We start from the raw sequence: 18,252 nt of genomic DNA, 5'->3' as shown, positions 1-18,252 counted from the left end.
TTGGTGATTAAAACCAAGCTTCCGGCATATTTAGTGGCGTAGTTTCAATGGGATCAAGAACAGCGAGCCAACTGTAAATTTTAGGCATTTCCCAACCAAAAAAATAATCACAGGCAGCTAACTTGCCATTTAAAAAATCTGTTGCTGATGAAGTGGCTAGATTTTCATGAAGGGTTATTGCCTGATCCAGCCATAACCAACCAACCACCAAATGTCCAAATGCTTCTAAATAATTGGCAGCGTTTGCCAATTGCATATCCATATCCTTAATAGCATGTAATGCTGCCGTTACCTCCTGAACCCGTTGCCATGTCTGAGCAAGAGTATTGGCATGGCGCTGTAATGCTGCTATTGACTGAGCTTGAGCAATTGTTCCTGTGATTTTTTCGTTCAAAATGTGCATCGCCAGACCATCATTGATCCGTGTTTTGCGTCCGAGTAAATCCATCGCCTGAATGCCAAATGTACCTTCATGGATTGGATTGAGTCGGTTGTCCCGATAGAACTGCTCTACATTGTATTCACGGGTATAACCATATCCCCCATGTACTTGAATAGCTAAATCATTGGCCACGAGTCCCCATTCTGATGACCAGCTTTTTACCACTGGTGTAAGTAAATCGAGGAGTAGTTGTGCCTTTTTCTGTTGCTCGCTATCTTCAAGAGAGTGAATATCATCTGTTAATTTTGCAGCATACAAACAAAGTGCAAGTGCTCCAGAGGCATATGATTTTTGTGCCAAGAGCATACGGCGCACATCTGCATGTTGGATAATTGGAATTTGTGGAGAACTCGGATCACGTTCACTACGAGAGCGACCTTGTAAACGGTTTTTTGCATAGTCCAGTGCATGCAAATAACCTGTATATCCTAAGGCGGCTGCGCCCAGACCAACTGAAATTCGGGCCTCATTCATCATATGGAACATATAAGATAGCCCTTTGCCAGCTTCGCCCACCAACTCACCAATAGCGCCTGCTTCTCCTTCTGGTGTATAACGACCTTCACCAAAATTTAATACACAATTGACGGTACCACGGTAGCCCATTTTATGGTTGATTCCGGCCAAAGCGACATCATTGCGCTCACCTATATTCCCCTGCTCATCAACTAATTTTCGAGGTACGGTAAATAGCGAAATGCCTTGTACGCCGGCAGGTAATTTCCCGTGTTCATCTGGAATTTTGGCCAGAACCAAATGAACAATATTGCCTGAAATATCGTGCTCACCACCTGAAATCCACATTTTATTGCCAAATAAACGGTAACGTCCGTCGGCTGTTGGCACTGCACGTGTCCGAATATCTCCCAAACTAGATCCGGCCTGTGGTTCAGATAAGCACATCGTACCAAAGCAGTCACCTGCAATCATGGCATCAATATATGGCTTTACTTTTTTAGGGTCTCCATGGGCCATCAATAAGTTTGCATTACCAATCGTTAAAAAAGCGTAGCCTGTCGTACCCGGATTTGCACCCATCAGGTAAGCCATACCTGCCCGTTCAATGGTATTGGGTAAACTCATTCCGTTCCATTCGGTGGAAAAAGCTGTGCTCATCAAACCTGCATCTGCAAAGGCTTTTAAGGCGACACTTACCTCTGGATTAACAGTTACACGCTCATCATCAAAGCTAGGTTCATGGCTATCATTTTTTTTATTGTGGGGTGCAAAAAGATCAGTTGCCAAGTCTTCATATACATTCAATACTGCCGCATAATCACTACGCTCTTGCCCTGCAAAACGAGGACGCTGATTGAGTGCTTCAATGTTAAGCCAATCAAACAGTAAGAAATCGACATCCTGTCGAGAAAGGATCATTTCATTATTCACACGGTTCTCCCAATTAAAAATTCATCAGCGTTAACCATTCGGCAACGAGCGCTGGTTTGGGGTGGTTTTCGATTTCAACTGTCACACCTAAGGTCAACTGATAGCTTCCCGCTCTTTTTTCTATGATTTGTTTTAAGCTAAATCTTCCCCGTACACGATGTCCGCTCGGCACAGGGCTTAGAAAGCGTAAATTATTCACGCCATAGTTTACCGATGAGGTTTGTCCCTCTACAGTGGGCAATACTTCGGCCGCCATAGCCGATAGTAAAGATAAAGTCAAAAAACCATGAGCAATCGTGCCCCCAAATGGAGTTTGTTTGGCTTTTTCGGTATCAATATGGATGAATTGCCAATCTCGCGTAACATCCGCAAAAGCATTAATCATGGCTTGATCAATGGTCAACCAATTAGAGACACCTAGTTCTTTATCTTGCAAGTCAAACAGTTGCTCAATCGTCACTATGCTCATGTTAGTCCCCGCTTAAACCCGCTTTTTGCAACTCTAAATTGCCTTGCGCTGCGCCCATCGTAGGAACGATTTCATTGGTACGATCACTAAGCTCACTTAAATGCTGGACTAAGTTATGCGCCACCTCATCGCCAGTTCCTAAATGAATGCCTTGGGTCAAGGTAATATGTGCAGCTTCAAAACTTCCGGCCCCTGCACAAATAATCATTTTATTAGGGGCTTCTTCGCTGACTAATACAGCAATCGCTGGACTAACTGCACTTGGTGCAAGTGCTTCGAGTGAGGTTTCTGGTAACAAGCCTTCCAGCATTCGGGTTGCTGCTGTTGGAGCAATGCAATTGACTCGAATGTTATATTTTTCACCTTCTAAGCCTAAGGTTTGCATTAATCCTACTAAAGCCATTTTTGCAGCACTATAGTTAGACTGACCAAAGTTTCCGTATAAACCCGATGATGATGTGGTCATGACAATACGACCATATTTTTGCTCGCGCATGATTTCCCAAACTGCTTTAGTGCAGTTCACGGCACCCATCAAATGCACATCGATCACTAGCCGAAAATCTTCCAATGTCATTTTGCTAAAGGTTTTATCACGCAAAATGCCCGCATTATTGACTAAAATATCAATGCGTCCCCAACGGGCCATAGTGTCATCGACCATACGCTGGACTTGCTCAGCATCGGTGACTGAAGCACCATTGGCGATCGCCTCACCACCGGCTGCAATAATTTCATCAACCACTTTCTGTGCAGCTGAAGTTGATCCGCCATTGCCATGTACATCACTGCCTAAATCATTGACTACAACTTTTGCGCCTAAACGAGCCAGTAATAGCGCATGCTCACGTCCTAAGCCTGCACCGGCACCTGTAACAATTGCAACACGGTTGGTTAAATTGATTGTCATAGTTTTTTCCTAAATAGATTTATTAATATTTTGTTCTTAATAAGTATTTAATAAGCCGTAACACCACCATCAATTGCAATGGCCTGACCTGTGAGATATGAATTTTCTTTAGCGCACATCATCAGCATCATTGCAACAACTTCACTCGGATGGGCAAGACGCTTCATCGGAGAAGCCTGTGCCAGAAAGTCTTGTTTTGCGTTCAGTTCACTGTCGAGCACCATCGGTGTAGTGGTATAAAATGGACAAATTGCATTGACCCGAATCCCTTTATTTGCATATTCCACTGCTGCTGTTTTGGTTAAACCCACCACTGCATGTTTTGCTGCCGAATAAGCTGCCAGTTTTGGAGCTGCACCTAAACCTGCAATAGAAGCAACATTTAGAATAACGCCACCACCTTGTTGTAGCATTTGCCGAATTTGATGCTTCATTCCAAAAAATACGCCTTTGGTATTTACAGCAAAACTCAAGTCCAGATCTGCCTCATTGGTATCAATAAAGCTTTTCATTGGCGGACTCATACCCGCATTATTTATACTGACATCAATTCTACCGAAATGATCCACCGCACTTTGTACCAATGCCTGTACTTCTGCTTCAAGACTAACATCACAAGCCTGCGAAATTACTTGTATACCCGCATGTTGTAACGGTTCAACCACTGCATTCAGCGCTGCGATATTGCGGTCTCCCAAGACTAATTTTGCTCCGTGTTCTGCCAGTTGCTGGGCCAGTAGTGCACCAAATCCACTCGCCGCGCCTGTGATTAAGACCACTTGATCTGAATACTGATCGTACATTGCTACCCGTCCTTAAATGGTTAAACCACCATCAACCACAATACATTCACCATTGGTATAACTTGCTGCATCAGAGACAAGATATAAAACCGTTCCAGCCATTTCACGTGGCTCCGCATGACGGCGTAATGGGATTTCTTGCAACCAACGGTTATATACCTCTTCATTGCTAAATAGGGCGCCAGCAAATTTGGTTTTTGTTAGACCTGGGAGTATCGCATTAACACGAATCCCTAAAGGACCGCATTCTTTGGCAAACGCTTTCGTCATATTCACCACGGCTGCTTTGGTAATTGAATAAATAGCTTGGCGGTCGCCTGGTTGTAATGCATTCACAGAAGCGGTGTTCACAATCGCACCACTACCTTGGGCTCGCATCAGCTTTCCAGCTTCAATCGACATAAAGAAATAACCACGAATATTGACCTCAACCGTTTTGTTATATGCCGCAAGGTCTGTATCAAGAATGTGGCCATAGTAAGGGTTTGCTGCAGCATTATTGACTAGAATATCCAAACGCCCATGCTTAGAACGGATATGATCAAAAATAGCCGTAATATCCTCCATTGAACCCACATGACATGCAAACGCTTCTGCCTTACCACCGGCCTGAATAATTTGATCGGCAACCGCTTGGCAATCATCAATTTTTCTACTCGAGACAATGACATGTGCGCCATACTCAGCTAAAAGTTTTGCAATTTCTTCACCAATCCCACGACTTGCACCAGTTATTAATGCGATTTTTCCTGTTAAATCAAATAAATTGGTTGGCATATTTTTACTCCTGAGCTTGGTCTATTTTACTGTTGGGCTTTTAAATTCTTGTGTTTGCCTATCAGTTTTGGAAACGAGTTTTTATTTGCTATCGAACATATAACATCGCTGGTACGACGTTTATAAACATACCCAACCTATAACAATGAATAAAATGAATTATTTGAATATTCAACTATGCATAAAATTAATATGTATGTTTCTTCTCTCTTATAAGGTTAAAGTTATATTCAAGAAAATTGTCTTTTAAGCTTAAGTTTTGTTTTCAACACATCTTTACAATGTTCAATTATTTCAATAGTTCACTACTCTTTTTTTCAATAACTCAAATTTGTTACCATTGCACCGCTGGAATGGTCTGAAAACACTTTATACTAGGGATGCTGGTTCTAAGGTTCATCCAGTTATTGTACTTTTCTTGAATTACATTCATTTTTTAAAAACTTGAAATTGGCTCATTAGCCAAAAGTAAATTTTTCGTTTTTTTAAGGGTTTTTTACGCATGAATAGCGCTGAAATCATGGCTGATCTCTCTAACCACACTCCAATGATGCAGCAATATCTCAAAGTCAAAAAAGACTATCAACATGCGTTGCTGTTTTATCGTATGGGCGACTTTTACGAACTGTTCTTTGAAGACGCGCATTTAGCAGCCAAACTTTTAGGAATTACCCTAACCCATCGTGGTAAAGCAAATGGCAACCCAATTCCAATGGCGGGCGTTCCCTACCATTCAGCCGAAGGTTATCTGGCACGTTTGGTAAAAGCAGGTCGCACTGTAGCCATTTGTGAACAAGTGGGTGAAGTCACAGGCAAAGGTCCTGTTGAGCGTAAAGTTGTTCGTATTCTTACACCTGGTACATTAACTGACGATGCCTTACTCACAAGTTATCAGTCTTCTAACCTTGTGGCGCTATGCATCCATCAAAACCAGATCGGTTTTGCTTTACTCGACTTAAGTGCGGGTATTTTTAAAGTTCAACAACAAGACTACAAACCGGAACAACTTCCAATTGAACTGGCACGCCTCATGCCAAGTGAAATTTTAATTGATGAAGATCTGGTTGACCCAAATATTATCGAACAAATTAAAAAGCATTTAGATTGCCCAGTAACCAAGCGCCCAAATGTCGATTTTAATTTAAACAACGCACAAAAAACCTTATGTGACCAGTTCTCTGTATCGACGCTTTCTGGTTTTGGTTTAGATCCGCTACCTTTGGCTAAAGCTGCTGCCGCGGCTCTAATTCACTATGCCAAAGAAACCCAAAAAACGGCGTTACCACATATTCGTTCAATTCTTTTAGAACAAAGCACTGACTTTATTGCGCTCGACCCAATCACGCGCCGTAATTTAGAAATTATTGAACCTTTGTTTGAACACGGCACATCATTATTCCAACTGGTGAACGATTGCCAAACGGCAATGGGTGGCCGTTTACTCAGCCGTACACTCATGCAACCTGTCCGTGATACCGCGTTGCTTGATGCCCGTTTAGATGCAATTGAACAGTTAATTCAGGGCTACCATGAAAGTCCGGTTCGTTTAGTGCTTAAAGAAATTGGGGATATTGAGCGTGTTCTTAGCCGTGTTGCGCTGGGTAGCGCACGACCACGTGACTTAGTTCAGCTTCGTCACGCTTGTGCACAAATTCCATTTTTAAGAAATGCTTTAGCACCTGTTGTACAAGCGAAGAAATCCAAGTTATTGGGACAGCTTGATCAAGAACTAGGTGATTTTAAATCGTTACACCAGCATTTAATGGCAGCCATTGTTGAAAACCCACCGGTATTACTTCGTGATGGCAATGTAATTGCAGAAGGTTACGATGCCGAACTCGATGAATTACGCCAAATCCGTGATCATGCAGGCCAATTCCTGATTGATTTAGAAATAAAAGAACGTGAACGTACCGGCATCAATACCTTAAAAATCGGTTATAACCGTGTGAGTGGTTACTACATTGAACTCACTCGCGCTCAAGCTGAGCAAGCCCCTGCCGATTATATTCGCCGTCAAACCTTAAAAAATGCCGAGCGCTACATTACGCCTGAACTAAAAAGCTTTGAAGATAAAGTTTTATCAAGTGAGTCTCGTGCATTAGCACGTGAAAAAGCGTTATTTGAAGCTTTACTTGAAAACCTTCGTGAAAATATTGCTCACCTACAAATGATGAGTTCAGCAATCGCGCAAATTGATGTAATTGCAAACTTTGCTCATCAAGCACGTTTAAATAACTGGGCACGTCCTGAATTTACACCAGAAACGGGTATCAAAATTCAAGGTGGCCGTCACCCTGTGGTTGAAGCATTAAGTAAAGCGCCCTTTACACCAAATGATACGTTCCTTGATGCCCAGCACCGTATGGCAATTATTACCGGTCCAAACATGGGTGGTAAGTCTACCTTTATGCGTCAAACCGCATTAATCAGTTTGCTTGCTTACTGCGGTAGTTACGTTCCGGCACGAGCTGCCAAACTTGGCCCAATCGACCGTATTTTTACCCGTATCGGTTCAGCCGATGACTTATCGACGGGCAAATCGACCTTTATGGTTGAGATGACTGAAACTTCACAAATCTTGCACCATGCAACGAATCAGTCTTTGGTGTTAATGGATGAAGTTGGCCGTGGAACGAGTACCTACGATGGTCTTTCTTTAGCATGGGCTTGCGTGGTTGACTTAACGAAGCGTGTTAAATGTCTGTGCTTGTTTGCAACTCACTATTTCGAATTGACAGAGTTAGGAAGTGAAGCAGGTATTGATAACTATCACGTTACTGCTCAAGAGTTAAATGGCAACCTGATTTTATTGCATAAAGTTCAACAAGGACCTGCAAGCCAAAGTCATGGTTTACAAGTTGCGAAATTAGCGGGTATTCCTGCTAATGTTATTAAAGAAGCTCAAAAGCGTTTACGCATTTTAGAGAAGCAACAACAGCAACACTTACAAACCAGTGTACAAGATGATTTGTTTGCAACTTTAGATTCGGAAGCTAAAACCAATACTCAAGTCATAGAGAAAGTGATTGAAATCGAAGTACCTTCACCTGCCCTAGACTTACTTAAGCAAATTGAAGTCGATAACTTGACGCCTCGCCAAGCACTTGAACAACTTTACGAGCTAAAAGCTGCGCTTAAATCATAATTATTGATTGAGCAAACATGTCTATGGGCATGTTTGCTCTTACTTTGAGGAGAATAAAATTTCTATTTTCTTAAGGCCACTACAATACAAAGAGATCGATTTAATTTGGCAACAAATTAGTCGACGTGAACTGATTACCCAACTCTACATACAAAAACAAGATCAACTCGAATTAACAGATTGTTTTTATGATGTTGAAAATTGGGATGCCTATCATTTAGAAAATGACCCATCAAAATTAAAAGAACTCTATCAACAAGGTGCTTCATTTGTAGGGGCTTTTAATACGGCTGAACAGCTAGTGGGCATTAGTGTCGTATCTAATCAACACATTGCTGATTATCCCAATGCTAAATTACTGCAATATTTTTATGTCGATGCCGATCAACAAGGCCAAGGTATTGGCGCAAAGCTGATGCAAGCGGCAAAAGAATCGGCCAAGCAACTAGGTGCCCTTCAACTTTATATTTCAGCCACGCCAAGTAAACGTACAGTAGACTTTTATATAAAACATGGTGCGACAGTATTAAAACACCCAGATCGGGAATTATGGGAGTTAGAACCAGAAGACATTCATTTGCTTTGTATGCTTTAAGACCCATAATTTAAGGATTTTTTAGCTATAAATGCAGCATAAAAGCAGAATTTAAACGCAAGAGTCGGATTTAAGGTATCTAATCAAATAGATACCTTGACCCAAATGACATTTAAACCCATCAGAAAAAATTTATTTAACCTTTTGTTTTTAAAAATATATTTTTATCTCAATTTTACAATCTGACCAATCTTAAGACCAGAACATTCCTTTGAATATCAAAGTTTTAACTTATCTTCATATGTATAAATAAACAATATCAATAAAAGCAATTGTTTGTTTACCCCTTTTTTGCCTAAAATAAGCTATTCGAAATGAAACCATATTTTTTAGGTAGCTGTCGCCATGACCTTTGTTGTCACTGAAAATTGTATTAAATGTAAATACCAAGATTGCGTAGAAGTTTGTCCTGTAGACTGTTTTTACGAAGGTCCGAATTTCCTAGTGATTAATCCGGATGAATGTATTGACTGCGCATTATGTGAACCAGAATGCCCTGCAAATGCAATTTTCTCTGAAGATGAGTTACCAGAAGGTCAGGAAGTATTTATTGAGTTAAATGCTGAACTTTCTCAAAAATGGCCTAACATTACTCAAATTGGCGATCAACCTGCTGACCGTGAAGAATGGAACGGCAAACCAGATAAGTTACAGTATCTAGAAAAATAATTTCAAAAAAAGATCAGCAACCGCTGATCTTTTTTATACCCTATTCAAACATTTCATTGCAAATTCCTCGTAATTTGTGCACTGTTTTGCATTAAAATAGGCGCAATATTTATTAAGCTTTTGATTTTTCTTATGCGGAAGTTTTTGCAGAGTCTGCTGCCCCTATGCATAATCCCTGCGGTTATGGTAGGTTGCGCCAGCTCTCCCCAACACACAACAACAGGCAAAACCTCTCCAAGTGGTAAACGCATCTTTATTCCTCAAGAACGCGTTATTATCGAACGTCCAATTCCACCTAAAGTTGAGCCTGCTTCTTATCGTGCTTGGTTAAATACTGGCGATCATTATGAACGTGTACGCGAATACGAAAAATTTCTAGCGCGTCATGATGTTGCTGGCATCGTACCAAGTTTTGAATTATTAAGATCAGCTCGCGATTGGCAAAAATGTGGCAGTTCAGAATATGCTGTTCCAAACCGTGAACTTTGGAATAACTCTTTATCGACCTTACGCGTCTTTAAATATTTAATTGCTGCAAAAGTTTTAACCGACTTTGAAGTGACTTCGGTTTATCGTGACTTACCTTTAAACCAATGTGCTGGTGGTGCAAGTTCTTCTAAACATTTGTTTAACTCTGCCATCGATTTCCGTATTGGACCAGAAGTTCCACAACCGCAAGACTATGCGTTTATTGAAAATACCAAGTTTAAATTGTGTCAGTTCTGGGCCCAACATGGCCAAAGTTTAAACTTAGGTATTGGTTTATATAGTTCAGGACAAATCCATATTGATACTCAAGGCTATCGTACTTGGGGACCTGACCTAACCCGTAATACTTCTATGTGTAATTTCTAAAATATAAATCCCCTTGTGCGCTTCAGTTTAAGGGGATTTGTTCATTCTATAATCAACCAAAATTTCTTAATCCGAAGATTTTTGCACTCTAGTCATAAACGTTTAAAATACGCCTATCAATATACAGGTAAATTTGACTATGCAGCAGTTGTGGACAGACATTGACGAATATATCGACTCACATTTAATTCCCGAAGATCCTCGACTCGACTTTGCATTAAAAAATACCGACGAACACGGCTTTTCAAATCATCTTGCAGTTGCTCCAAACCAAGGCATGTTTTTACAAATGCTTATTCAGATGAATAAGTGTAAGCGAGTTTTAGAAATTGGAACTTTTGCTGCCTACAGTACGATTTGGCTAGGACGTGCCCTGCCTGAAGATGGCTATTTGCTTACCATTGAAGGTCGCGATACCCATGCAGAAATGGCTCAAAAAAATATCGACCATGCGAATCTTCCTGTAAAAGTTGAACTAAAAGCTGGCCGTGCTGCCGATATACTTTCAGCGATAGATCCACAGTCGATTGAGCCTTTCGATTTTATTTTCATTGATGCAGATAAACAGGGTTATCCGGAATATTTAGAACTCAGCTTTAAGTTCTCAAAATCAGGTACGATTATCGTGCTAGACAACGTCATCCGTGCGGGCGATATTTTGAATCCTGAAAACAAAAAACCGAGTATTGAAGGTATTCGTGAAACCTTTAAAGCTTTAGAAAACCATCCGCAAATTCTGTCTTGTACAGCTTTACAAACGGTTGGCTCAAAAGGTCATGACGGCTTCGCGATTGCAATTGTCAAATAGTGATCAAAAAATCATCTTTTCCATTTTGTTATTTATAATCAAATAATTACTTTTATTACCCTTGCTTTTCCATATAGTTATCCACAAGATTTGCGGATAACTATATGCTGATCTCATCATTTAGCCACAAGTAATGGCACAGTCGCGTTTCGGAATATGGTCGTTGCAATACTTCCCAAGAAGAACTGATGAATTTTGCTATGGCTAAAAGCACCGAGCACAATAATCTGAATACCGTGTTCTTGTTGGTACTCAAGAATATTCTGGGCAACATCACCATATCGGTAAACGGTGACGACATCTAGGCCGGCTTCTTTAAGGAAATGTTCTGGTTCATTCAATATTTCAGGATGATCGCCCACATACACTAAATGGCACTGTAAAGTCCGTAATAAATCACTTTGTGCAATACGGCGCATCATTTTTTGACAGGTAGGAGAATATTCATAAGCAAATATAAAACGTGTCGGTACTTTGAAGTTTTCACCAATAGTCAGAACCGTGCAATTTGCGCCCCGAATGAAGTTTTCGACATTGCTACCAATTGGTTTATGCTTTTCGGCAGCTCTTTCGCCCACTCGCCCTAAAATAACAATATCGTTTTCATGCAAGAGATTGAAACTTTGCTCTAGAAAATCCCCTTTTTCCTGAATTTTGGAGCATGTAATTCCGTGTTTTTCTTTAATTAGGTCAGAGATATGTCTGAGTAAGTTATTGCTGTAATCCAAAGCGAGTTCACTTTGTTTTTGCTCTAATTCAGCCAACTCTTTAAGCAACATTGCATTGCTTTCAAAGCCGATTACACCACTTATTTCACCTAAGTGATAACTTGCTGGGTAGTAATCTAGAATTTGTAATAACACAAGCTCTCGTCCAGTTGCTTTCGCAACCCAAGCCGCTGCATCTGCAATAGCATTAATACAAGGTGATGAGTCAATACACGCAATAACACGGTTCATTTTTGCCTCTCTTCTTCAGGTCTATTTGCCTTGGAGATTTTTCTATAACTTAGCTTTAACTTAACATAGATAAAAATCCGTATGTTAAGGTTTATGTATTAAAATCCACTTTTTTGTTTAAAGATCAAACATTTTATTACATTCTTAAGACTGTATTATTCTCTTAAACGGATAAATTTTGCTGGGTTTCCACCCACTATATGGTACGGCTTCACATCTTTTGTCACCATACTATTCATACCAACTACAGCATGTTTACCAATTTTAATTCCGTCTTTAATTCCCACATGCGCGCCTAACCAAACATCTTTTTCAATTTCGATTCCCTGTGAACGAACAGGCTGTTGATATAGCGGACGGTCTAGTTGCATACCATGGTCAAAGGCATATAGATGACAATAAGCAGCAATACGAACTTGATCGTGTAGTTTTATACCAGCTCGGCCACCATCTAAAATACAGTGGTGGTTAATAGCGACTTCGTTACCAATCTCAAGCGGTCCATGTAAACTACAATCTGCCGCGATAAAACAATTGTCACCAATCTTAATTTTCCGACCCGGCTCGGCAAAAATATGGGCTAACGGTGAAATAAAACAGTTCTCCCCGATCTCGACTGTTTCCATATCCATTAAATAAGCCTGATATTCTTTTTGCCATTCTTCTGCCCAGGCACGGTGTTTGGGCTTTAAAGTCCAATATAACCATGGCATATAATTTAAACGGTGCTTATGTTGCTCACGGTATTTGAGTAAAGAATCAGTCATCTGCTAACTCCTCCTCAACTTTTAATTCTTCTCGGCCACGAGTGACATCACGGAGCTTTAAAGCAAGTGGCTCAATCTGGTGGATTTGTAATCTAGCTTCAATATCTACCCCTGTTGCAGTATAGGTTTCCTGAAAATCAATTTGCTGCTGTGTAAGCTCATATTGAAAAATAGCCCATTCATTAAAATGACAAGAAAAGTGAATGGTCTTCTTTTCAATAAGTTCAATTCGCTCAGCTAACAATAAGGATTGCCCAGCACAACCGCCATAGGCCCGTACTAAACCACCAGTTCCCAGTTTTATACCCCCATACCAGCGGTTCACCATGACGATAATATTAGTTAAGTCGTTGCCTTCAATAGTTGCCAGAATTGGACGCCCTGCTGTACCAGATGGCTCACCATCATCATTAAAGCGAACGTTATGCCCAATTTTCCACGCCCAACATTGATGGGTAGTCGATATATCTTTATTTAATTCTAAAAATTCTTTCACTTGCTGTTCATTTTCTACTGGCGCAGCAATAGCCTGAAATCTACTTTTTTTAATTTCTTCTTCAAATGTAACCGGTGCTGCAATCGTAAAAGCCATAAATTAAATAAAGCATAATAAAAATCAAATTATAACGTGAATTTAATAGAAGCGAACCTATAAAAAAAGCCCCGAATTTCGGGGCTTCTTCTGTTATCTTTCTCGTAATGCTTCTTTCGCTTTATTAAATGGTTTAAGCAAGTAATCGAGTACTGTTTTCTCACCAGTACGAATATCTACCGTTGCCACCATACCCGGTGTAATACCAAAAGCCTTACCTTGTTTATTGTAGAGCTTGTCTGTATCAGTTCGGATATAAACGCGATAATAGAATTGATCCTGTTTAACTTCATCACGAATCGTGTCTGGAGAAATAACGGTAACTTTACCTTTTAAACCACCATAAATTGAATAATCATAAGCTGTAATTTTTACTAAAGCTTCCTGACCAGGGCGAATGAATGCAATGTCACGTGGCAAAATGCGAGCTTCAATCAGTAACTGTTCATCAATTGGAACAATCGTCATTAACTTACCATTTTGCGGAACGACACCACCATGAGTTGTTACTGTAATTTCTTTTACAACACCGCGTACAGGTGCTCTAAATACGGCACGCTCTAAACTGTCATTACGGCCCATCACGACCTGTTGTTGAGTTTGAGTGTCAGTATTTGCTTTAGATAACTCTTCACGTGCTTTAACGTAATATTGGTTACGTGCATCGTTCATTTTATTTTGCAAATCATTTGCTTCACGGCGTAAACGTAAAACCTCAACCTCACTGGCAGCGCCTTTGGCAACTAAAGGTTCAGTCATCGCTAATTCTTGTTGAACCAACTGTAATGCTTGCTTCAAGCCAGAAAGCGTTTGCTGTAAATCAGCTCTGCGAGACTCATATAAAGCAGTCTCTTCGCGTACAAGCTTCGGATCTTTCGCTACAATTTCAGGAAAAACCAACGGTGTACCATTCACTTCTGCACGCAAACGTGCCGCTGTTGCCTGAGCTGCAATTAATAAAGATCTTGATTCACCTACATTCGAAGCAAAACGAGTCGGGTCCAACTGAGCAAGGATTTGTCCTTTTTGAACAATGTCACCTTCTTGTACATTTAATTTAGTTAAAATACCGCCTTCTAAAGACTGAATAACCTGTTCTTTAGATGATGGAATGACTTTACCTGTACCTGTAGACACTTCTTCTAATTGGAAAAACCATGCCCAAATAAAGAAAATAACGAGTCCAATTCCCACAATCCAAATGACCAAACTGGCACGTGGTAATGGTGGTTCACTATAAGATACATTCATTGAACGGGTGAGTTCTTGTTGTTGTTCGCTCATGAATTATCCCCCTTGGCTTACTTGTTTTTGTTGGGCTGTTGATTGATTAAGTACTTGATCTCTTGGTCCATCCATCACGATCTTGCCCTCATTCACGACAATAATACGATCGACCAGTTCTAAAACAGCGCGGCGGTGTGTTGCCACAATCAATGTGCGATGCGCCAACCATCCTTTAAGATGATCAATGAGTTGCTTCTCGGCAACATCATCAATGGCTGCTGTTGGTTCATCGAGTAATAGAATATTCGGTTGACGTATTAATAAACGTGCAAGTAATAAAGCTTGTTTTTGACCACCAGAGAAACCGACACCACCTTCTAAAATGAGGTGATCCAGCCCTTCTTTTTTCTCTTGAATGAAAGGTAATGCGCCTGTCACGACCAAAGCACGAAGAATATCCTCATCGGTTGCAAGTGGTGCACCTAAGGTCAGGTTTTCACGGATTGTTCCGTAAAATAAATGAGCATTCTGGTTGAGTAATCCCATATCACGACGTACATCGGATGGGTCAATTAAAGACAGATCTAAACCGTCCAGATGCACAGCACCTTGAGTCGGAGATTGCATGCCAGATAAGAGTTGAAGTAATGTCGATTTACCTGCTCCATTACGACCTAAAATTGCAATCTTTTCACCCGCACGAATTTGCAGATGGCGAATTGCCAGACTTGGTTTTGGGTCATCATCCCCGTATTGGAACATGACATTTTTTAATTCGTAATTACCGTTTAAAACAGCTTTATGAACCAAATGTGCACGATCAGCCTGATCAATTGGGCGTTGCATGAGTTCATCAAGACTTTGTTTAGCAACTTTTGCTTGCTGTAAACGACCTAATACCCCTGTAATTTGGGCAATCGGTGCCAACATACGTGAAGAAAGAATTGAACACGCAACGAGCGCACCCGTGGTCATTTCCCCATCCATTACCGCAAAACAGCCCACTAACACCACAATAGCGTAAGTTAAGCCCTGAACCATTTGGGTCCAAGCCATTAAAGTACCCACAATTTTACGCTGTCTCATACCAATGTCGGCTGAAACTTCATTCATGTGGTTCCATTGGTTTTGGAAACGTGATTCAGCACGTAATAACTTGATGTCTTCAATACCCTGTACTGCTTCTACAAGTATTGCGTTACGAATTGAAGACTCTCTCATACCTTCTTGTGCAAGTTGAGCCAATTTCTTTTGTACCAGAACACCCGGCAAAATCATAAGCGGCACAACAAGCAACATAACCCAGAATAATTTTCCTCCAATAATCGCAAAGATAATCAGGAACAAGAAAAAGAATGGGAAATCGGCAATTGCACTAATAGTAGTTGAGGTTACCAACTCACGAACACCTTCGAGTTCACGAATCTGGGAAATAAAACTACCGGTAGATTTAGAGCGGTCTTTATTTTTGATACGTAAAGCATGGCCAAATACACGGTCTGAGACACGCAAGTCGGCACGCTTACCAATAATATCGGATAAATACACTCTCGAAACGCGTAAGGTAAACTCGAAAAGAGCCGCAATGAGTACCCCACCTGCCAGCACCCATAAGGTTGGGATTGACTGAGATGGCACAACACGGTCATAGACTTGCATTGAGAAAATAATGGTTGCCAATGCCAAAATATTGGCAATTAAAGAGGCAAACATAATATCGATATACCGTTTCCAGTCTCTTAAAACGATGGACCAGAACCAGTTGGCTTCGTATGGCTTGATATATTCATCAATACGGGCATCTGGAATAGACGTTTCAGGGCGTAAAATATAGACATTTTTAAGTGTCGTTTTTAGAACGTCTAAAGATAAGTTTTGTGAAAGACCTTGATCTCCACTAAACTGAATACTCACATTGCCTTGCGTATCTGCTTTATCGATTACACCGACTTGTCCATCATTAAACTCCACCATAACGGGTAAACGCCATGGGTTTAATAAGTCTAAAGAAAATGGTGCTTTACGAAGATTAAGACCGACCTGACGCGTCATTAATTGCAAGACATCATCTAGATTCTGGTTTTGGTTCCAGTCGAGTTGTAAACGAATTCTTTCTTCTGACGGTTCGATTCGGTAGTGTTTGGCAATAGTTAAGACCGCCTGTAACCAAGGCTGGTAATTTATTTTTGTCATCATGGTTGTACTTCGAACCCCTGAATTGAAATATTATTTAAGCCATAGGCTTGGCGGGAACGTCCTGTTGCTGCAATGTATTGAACAATGCTGTTATAAATGTCATAACGTGCTGATTCGAGTTCTGAGTTGGCACTATGAATGGCTTGTTCAGCATTTAATAAATCGACCAGTGAACGGGTACCGAGCTTATATTGCTCTTGGTAGAGTTCACGTGTACGAACCGTCGTTGCTTGGCGACTTGCCAAAACCTGCATTTGACGTTGTTTATTTTCAATTTGTTCACGACTTGTTCTAATTTGATCCAGCACATCCAGATAAACGGAATTGACTTTAGATTTAGCCGCTTCTTCAGCATAACTTGCCATTTTTACTTGTGAAGCGGTTGCACCGCCTTGATAAAACTGACTTGTTGCTTCCAACATGACTGAACTATATAAGCCATCATCCTTATCATTATTTGGATTTTTACCATTAATCGCCTGACTGACCGAGCCTTTAACAGCTAAGGTCGGATAACGTGTTAAACGGGTTTGTTATTTTTGTGCTTTAGCAACCTCTACACTTGCCTGTGCGGCAATCATTTTAGGAATAGTATTAAACTCAGGCTCACCATAAAGGTCAGATTGCTTCACAAGGTCTTCGGAAATAATCCAACCAGTGCGAGTAACATCTGCGCCGAGTAACGTTCTTAAATGCTGTTGATATTGACGTAACAATGATTGCTGCGCAATTAAGGTCGACTGCGCTGCTTGTAAGTATGATTGCGCCTGAATTGGATCTGCCTGACTCGCGACACCAGCGTTTGCTCGTAGATTAGCAATGTCTTGAATGCGTTGAATACCGGCAATTTACTGCTCAGCAATTTTATTAAGTTGAAGATAACGCTGAATATTCACAATAGTTTGTGCAACATCCAAAGCTAGAGTATCAACACTGACTAAAACGTTCGCTTGTTCAACCTGAACTTTAGCCTGTTCAACATTCACACCTGATTTGACCTTACCAAAGTCATAGAGCATTTGAGTAGCACTTAAAGTGAGTAGCTGCCTACCACGCTCGCCAGTGCTTAAATCACCAGTTGAAATTCCTCCAGCCAGCTGGGGATAGTAACCGGCTTTAGCAACGTCAACTCCTGAATTTTGACCTGCTAAAGTTGCAATAGATTGTGAAATATCTGGACTACGCTGAATGGCAATTTTTACCGCATCTTGCAATGTCATCGTTCGAGATGGCAAGTTGGAAAAAGATGAAGCCGACTTATCATTAAGTTGAACAGTTGGAAATTCCTGCACAATAGAACGATCTAGCTTGAAATTACTAAGCTCGTGCATCTTGGCAACTTTAAAATCATCACTACTTTTAGGGACAAAAAGTTGTGACAAGTTTTCTTTCAGGGTGTGGTATTGCTCACTTGGTTTAGCAGCGTATATCACAACAGGAACATGTAGTGTACTTAAAAGCATCAGCCCTTTCAGGAAAGCCTGCTTTCTACATTTCCCTTTCACTCTTTTCTGGTTATATCCAATCATGCTTATCTTGTTGATCTTGTTTGTTATCGTTTAAAAGCATCTCCATTCTACATAGTTTTTCAACGAAAACAGCATAATTGGTCGAATAAATCACACATTATTTTTTTATTAAATGAG

Annotated in this window: 15 protein-coding genes and 1 pseudogene; 5 read left to right on the top strand and 11 right to left on the bottom strand. The window is 40.6% G+C overall.

The genetic code is table 11. The features are described from left to right. Positions 1–7: 7 nt before the first annotated feature. Genes ABLC00_RS06320 through ABLC00_RS06300 form a run of 5 tightly spaced genes read right to left on the bottom strand, consistent with a single transcriptional unit; the run spans position 8 to position 4,790 of the window. The gene (locus ABLC00_RS06320; RefSeq protein ID WP_033846164.1) at positions 8–1,831 is read right to left on the bottom strand and encodes an acyl-CoA dehydrogenase; all 1,824 of its coding nucleotides are present in this window, start codon (positions 1,829–1,831) and stop codon (positions 8–10) included. Positions 1,832–1,844: 13 nt separating this feature from the next. Continuing rightward, positions 1,845–2,300, bottom strand: coding sequence for a MaoC family dehydratase (locus tag ABLC00_RS06315; protein ID WP_033846165.1), 456 nt, complete (start codon positions 2,298–2,300; stop codon positions 1,845–1,847). 1 nt (position 2,301) lies between these two features. After that, entirely contained in the window at positions 2,302–3,210 is a 909-nt protein-coding gene (locus ABLC00_RS06310) for an SDR family NAD(P)-dependent oxidoreductase (RefSeq protein WP_033854532.1), read from the bottom strand. A 47-nt stretch (positions 3,211–3,257) separates the two neighbouring features. Next, on the bottom strand, positions 3,258–4,013 hold the full coding sequence (locus ABLC00_RS06305; RefSeq protein ID WP_348941230.1) for a glucose 1-dehydrogenase: 756 nt from the start codon (positions 4,011–4,013) through the stop codon (positions 3,258–3,260). Between the two features lie 12 nt (positions 4,014–4,025). After that, positions 4,026–4,790, bottom strand: coding sequence for an SDR family oxidoreductase (locus ABLC00_RS06300; protein ID WP_002051051.1), 765 nt, complete (start codon positions 4,788–4,790; stop codon positions 4,026–4,028). 502 nt (positions 4,791–5,292) lie between these two features. Here ABLC00_RS06300 and mutS point away from each other — a divergent pair. The 5 genes from mutS (at position 5,293) to ABLC00_RS06275 (ending at position 10,865) form a co-directional block, all read left to right on the top strand. After that, positions 5,293–7,938 carry a DNA mismatch repair protein MutS gene (gene mutS / locus ABLC00_RS06295; protein WP_004709731.1) on the top strand — a complete coding sequence of 882 codons (2,646 nt, stop codon included), beginning with the start codon at positions 5,293–5,295 and terminating at the stop codon, positions 7,936–7,938. Positions 7,939–8,002: 64 nt separating this feature from the next. Then, positions 8,003–8,533, top strand: a complete 531-nt coding sequence (locus tag ABLC00_RS06290) for a GNAT family N-acetyltransferase (protein WP_033846269.1) — start codon at positions 8,003–8,005, stop codon at positions 8,531–8,533. A gap of 345 nt (positions 8,534–8,878) precedes the next feature. Next, the gene (gene fdxA, locus ABLC00_RS06285; protein WP_002051033.1) at positions 8,879–9,202 is read left to right on the top strand and encodes a ferredoxin FdxA; all 324 of its coding nucleotides are present in this window, start codon (positions 8,879–8,881) and stop codon (positions 9,200–9,202) included. A gap of 132 nt (positions 9,203–9,334) precedes the next feature. Beyond that, a complete protein-coding gene (locus ABLC00_RS06280) occupies positions 9,335–10,057 on the top strand; it encodes a D-Ala-D-Ala carboxypeptidase family metallohydrolase (RefSeq protein WP_174876286.1) in 723 nt (240 codons plus the stop codon). A 139-nt stretch (positions 10,058–10,196) separates the two neighbouring features. Continuing rightward, positions 10,197–10,865, top strand: a complete 669-nt coding sequence (locus ABLC00_RS06275) for an O-methyltransferase (protein ID WP_033846168.1) — start codon at positions 10,197–10,199, stop codon at positions 10,863–10,865. Between the two features lie 116 nt (positions 10,866–10,981). Here the strand turns inward: ABLC00_RS06275 and ABLC00_RS06270 are convergent, their stop codons facing one another. The 6 genes and pseudogenes from ABLC00_RS06270 to ABLC00_RS06245 form a co-directional block, all read right to left on the bottom strand. After that, a complete protein-coding gene (locus ABLC00_RS06270; protein ID WP_002051066.1) occupies positions 10,982–11,824 on the bottom strand; it encodes a universal stress protein in 843 nt (280 codons plus the stop codon). A gap of 155 nt (positions 11,825–11,979) precedes the next feature. Continuing rightward, the gene (locus tag ABLC00_RS06265; protein ID WP_017393719.1) at positions 11,980–12,591 is read right to left on the bottom strand and encodes a chloramphenicol acetyltransferase CAT; all 612 of its coding nucleotides are present in this window, start codon (positions 12,589–12,591) and stop codon (positions 11,980–11,982) included. Beyond that, positions 12,584–13,183, bottom strand: coding sequence for a YigZ family protein (locus ABLC00_RS06260; RefSeq protein ID WP_004709741.1), 600 nt, complete (start codon positions 13,181–13,183; stop codon positions 12,584–12,586). The genes ABLC00_RS06265 and ABLC00_RS06260 overlap by 8 nt, the downstream gene beginning before the upstream one ends. Positions 13,184–13,276: 93 nt before the next feature. Then, positions 13,277–14,467 (bottom strand): HlyD family type I secretion periplasmic adaptor subunit, encoded by a 1,191-nt coding sequence (locus ABLC00_RS06255; RefSeq protein WP_002051055.1) that lies wholly within the window; start codon positions 14,465–14,467, stop codon positions 13,277–13,279. Between the two features lie 3 nt (positions 14,468–14,470). Then, a complete protein-coding gene (locus tag ABLC00_RS06250) occupies positions 14,471–16,606 on the bottom strand; it encodes a type I secretion system permease/ATPase (protein WP_002051058.1) in 2,136 nt (711 codons plus the stop codon). Beyond that, positions 16,603–18,069 (bottom strand): annotated as a pseudogene (locus ABLC00_RS06245) (TolC family protein). Before ABLC00_RS06245 ends, ABLC00_RS06250 begins: the two are co-directional and overlap by 4 nt. Between the last annotated feature and the right edge of the window lie 183 nt (positions 18,070–18,252).

This window comes from Acinetobacter nosocomialis, assembly GCF_041021905.1.
Lineage (GTDB): Bacteria > Pseudomonadota > Gammaproteobacteria > Pseudomonadales > Moraxellaceae > Acinetobacter > Acinetobacter nosocomialis.
The sequence above is the reverse complement of the archived record's forward strand: the minus strand, read 5'-3'. Positions and strand labels throughout refer to the sequence as shown.

What these genes read in the sequence shown, in the direction of transcription:
- ABLC00_RS06315 (WP_033846165.1), bottom strand. Translation starts at nt 2,300, where the DNA reads ATGAGCATAGTGACGATTGAGCAACTGTTTGACTTGCAAGATAAAGAA.
- ABLC00_RS06310 (WP_033854532.1), bottom strand. Translation starts at nt 3,210, where the DNA reads ATGACAATCAATTTAACCAACCGTGTTGCAATTGTTACAGGTGCCGGT.
- ABLC00_RS06305 (WP_348941230.1), bottom strand. Translation starts at nt 4,013, where the DNA reads ATGTACGATCAGTATTCAGATCAAGTGGTCTTAATCACAGGCGCGGCG.
- ABLC00_RS06300 (WP_002051051.1), bottom strand. Translation starts at nt 4,790, where the DNA reads ATGCCAACCAATTTATTTGATTTAACAGGAAAAATCGCATTAATAACT.
- mutS (WP_004709731.1), top strand. Translation starts at nt 5,293, where the DNA reads ATGAATAGCGCTGAAATCATGGCTGATCTCTCTAACCACACTCCAATG.
- fdxA (WP_002051033.1), top strand. Translation starts at nt 8,879, where the DNA reads ATGACCTTTGTTGTCACTGAAAATTGTATTAAATGTAAATACCAAGAT.
- ABLC00_RS06280 (WP_174876286.1), top strand. Translation starts at nt 9,335, where the DNA reads ATGCGGAAGTTTTTGCAGAGTCTGCTGCCCCTATGCATAATCCCTGCG.
- ABLC00_RS06275 (WP_033846168.1), top strand. Translation starts at nt 10,197, where the DNA reads ATGCAGCAGTTGTGGACAGACATTGACGAATATATCGACTCACATTTA.
- ABLC00_RS06270 (WP_002051066.1), bottom strand. Translation starts at nt 11,824, where the DNA reads ATGAACCGTGTTATTGCGTGTATTGACTCATCACCTTGTATTAATGCT.
- ABLC00_RS06265 (WP_017393719.1), bottom strand. Translation starts at nt 12,591, where the DNA reads ATGACTGATTCTTTACTCAAATACCGTGAGCAACATAAGCACCGTTTA.
- ABLC00_RS06260 (WP_004709741.1), bottom strand. Translation starts at nt 13,183, where the DNA reads ATGGCTTTTACGATTGCAGCACCGGTTACATTTGAAGAAGAAATTAAA.
- ABLC00_RS06255 (WP_002051055.1), bottom strand. Translation starts at nt 14,467, where the DNA reads ATGAGCGAACAACAACAAGAACTCACCCGTTCAATGAATGTATCTTAT.
- ABLC00_RS06250 (WP_002051058.1), bottom strand. Translation starts at nt 16,606, where the DNA reads ATGATGACAAAAATAAATTACCAGCCTTGGTTACAGGCGGTCTTAACT.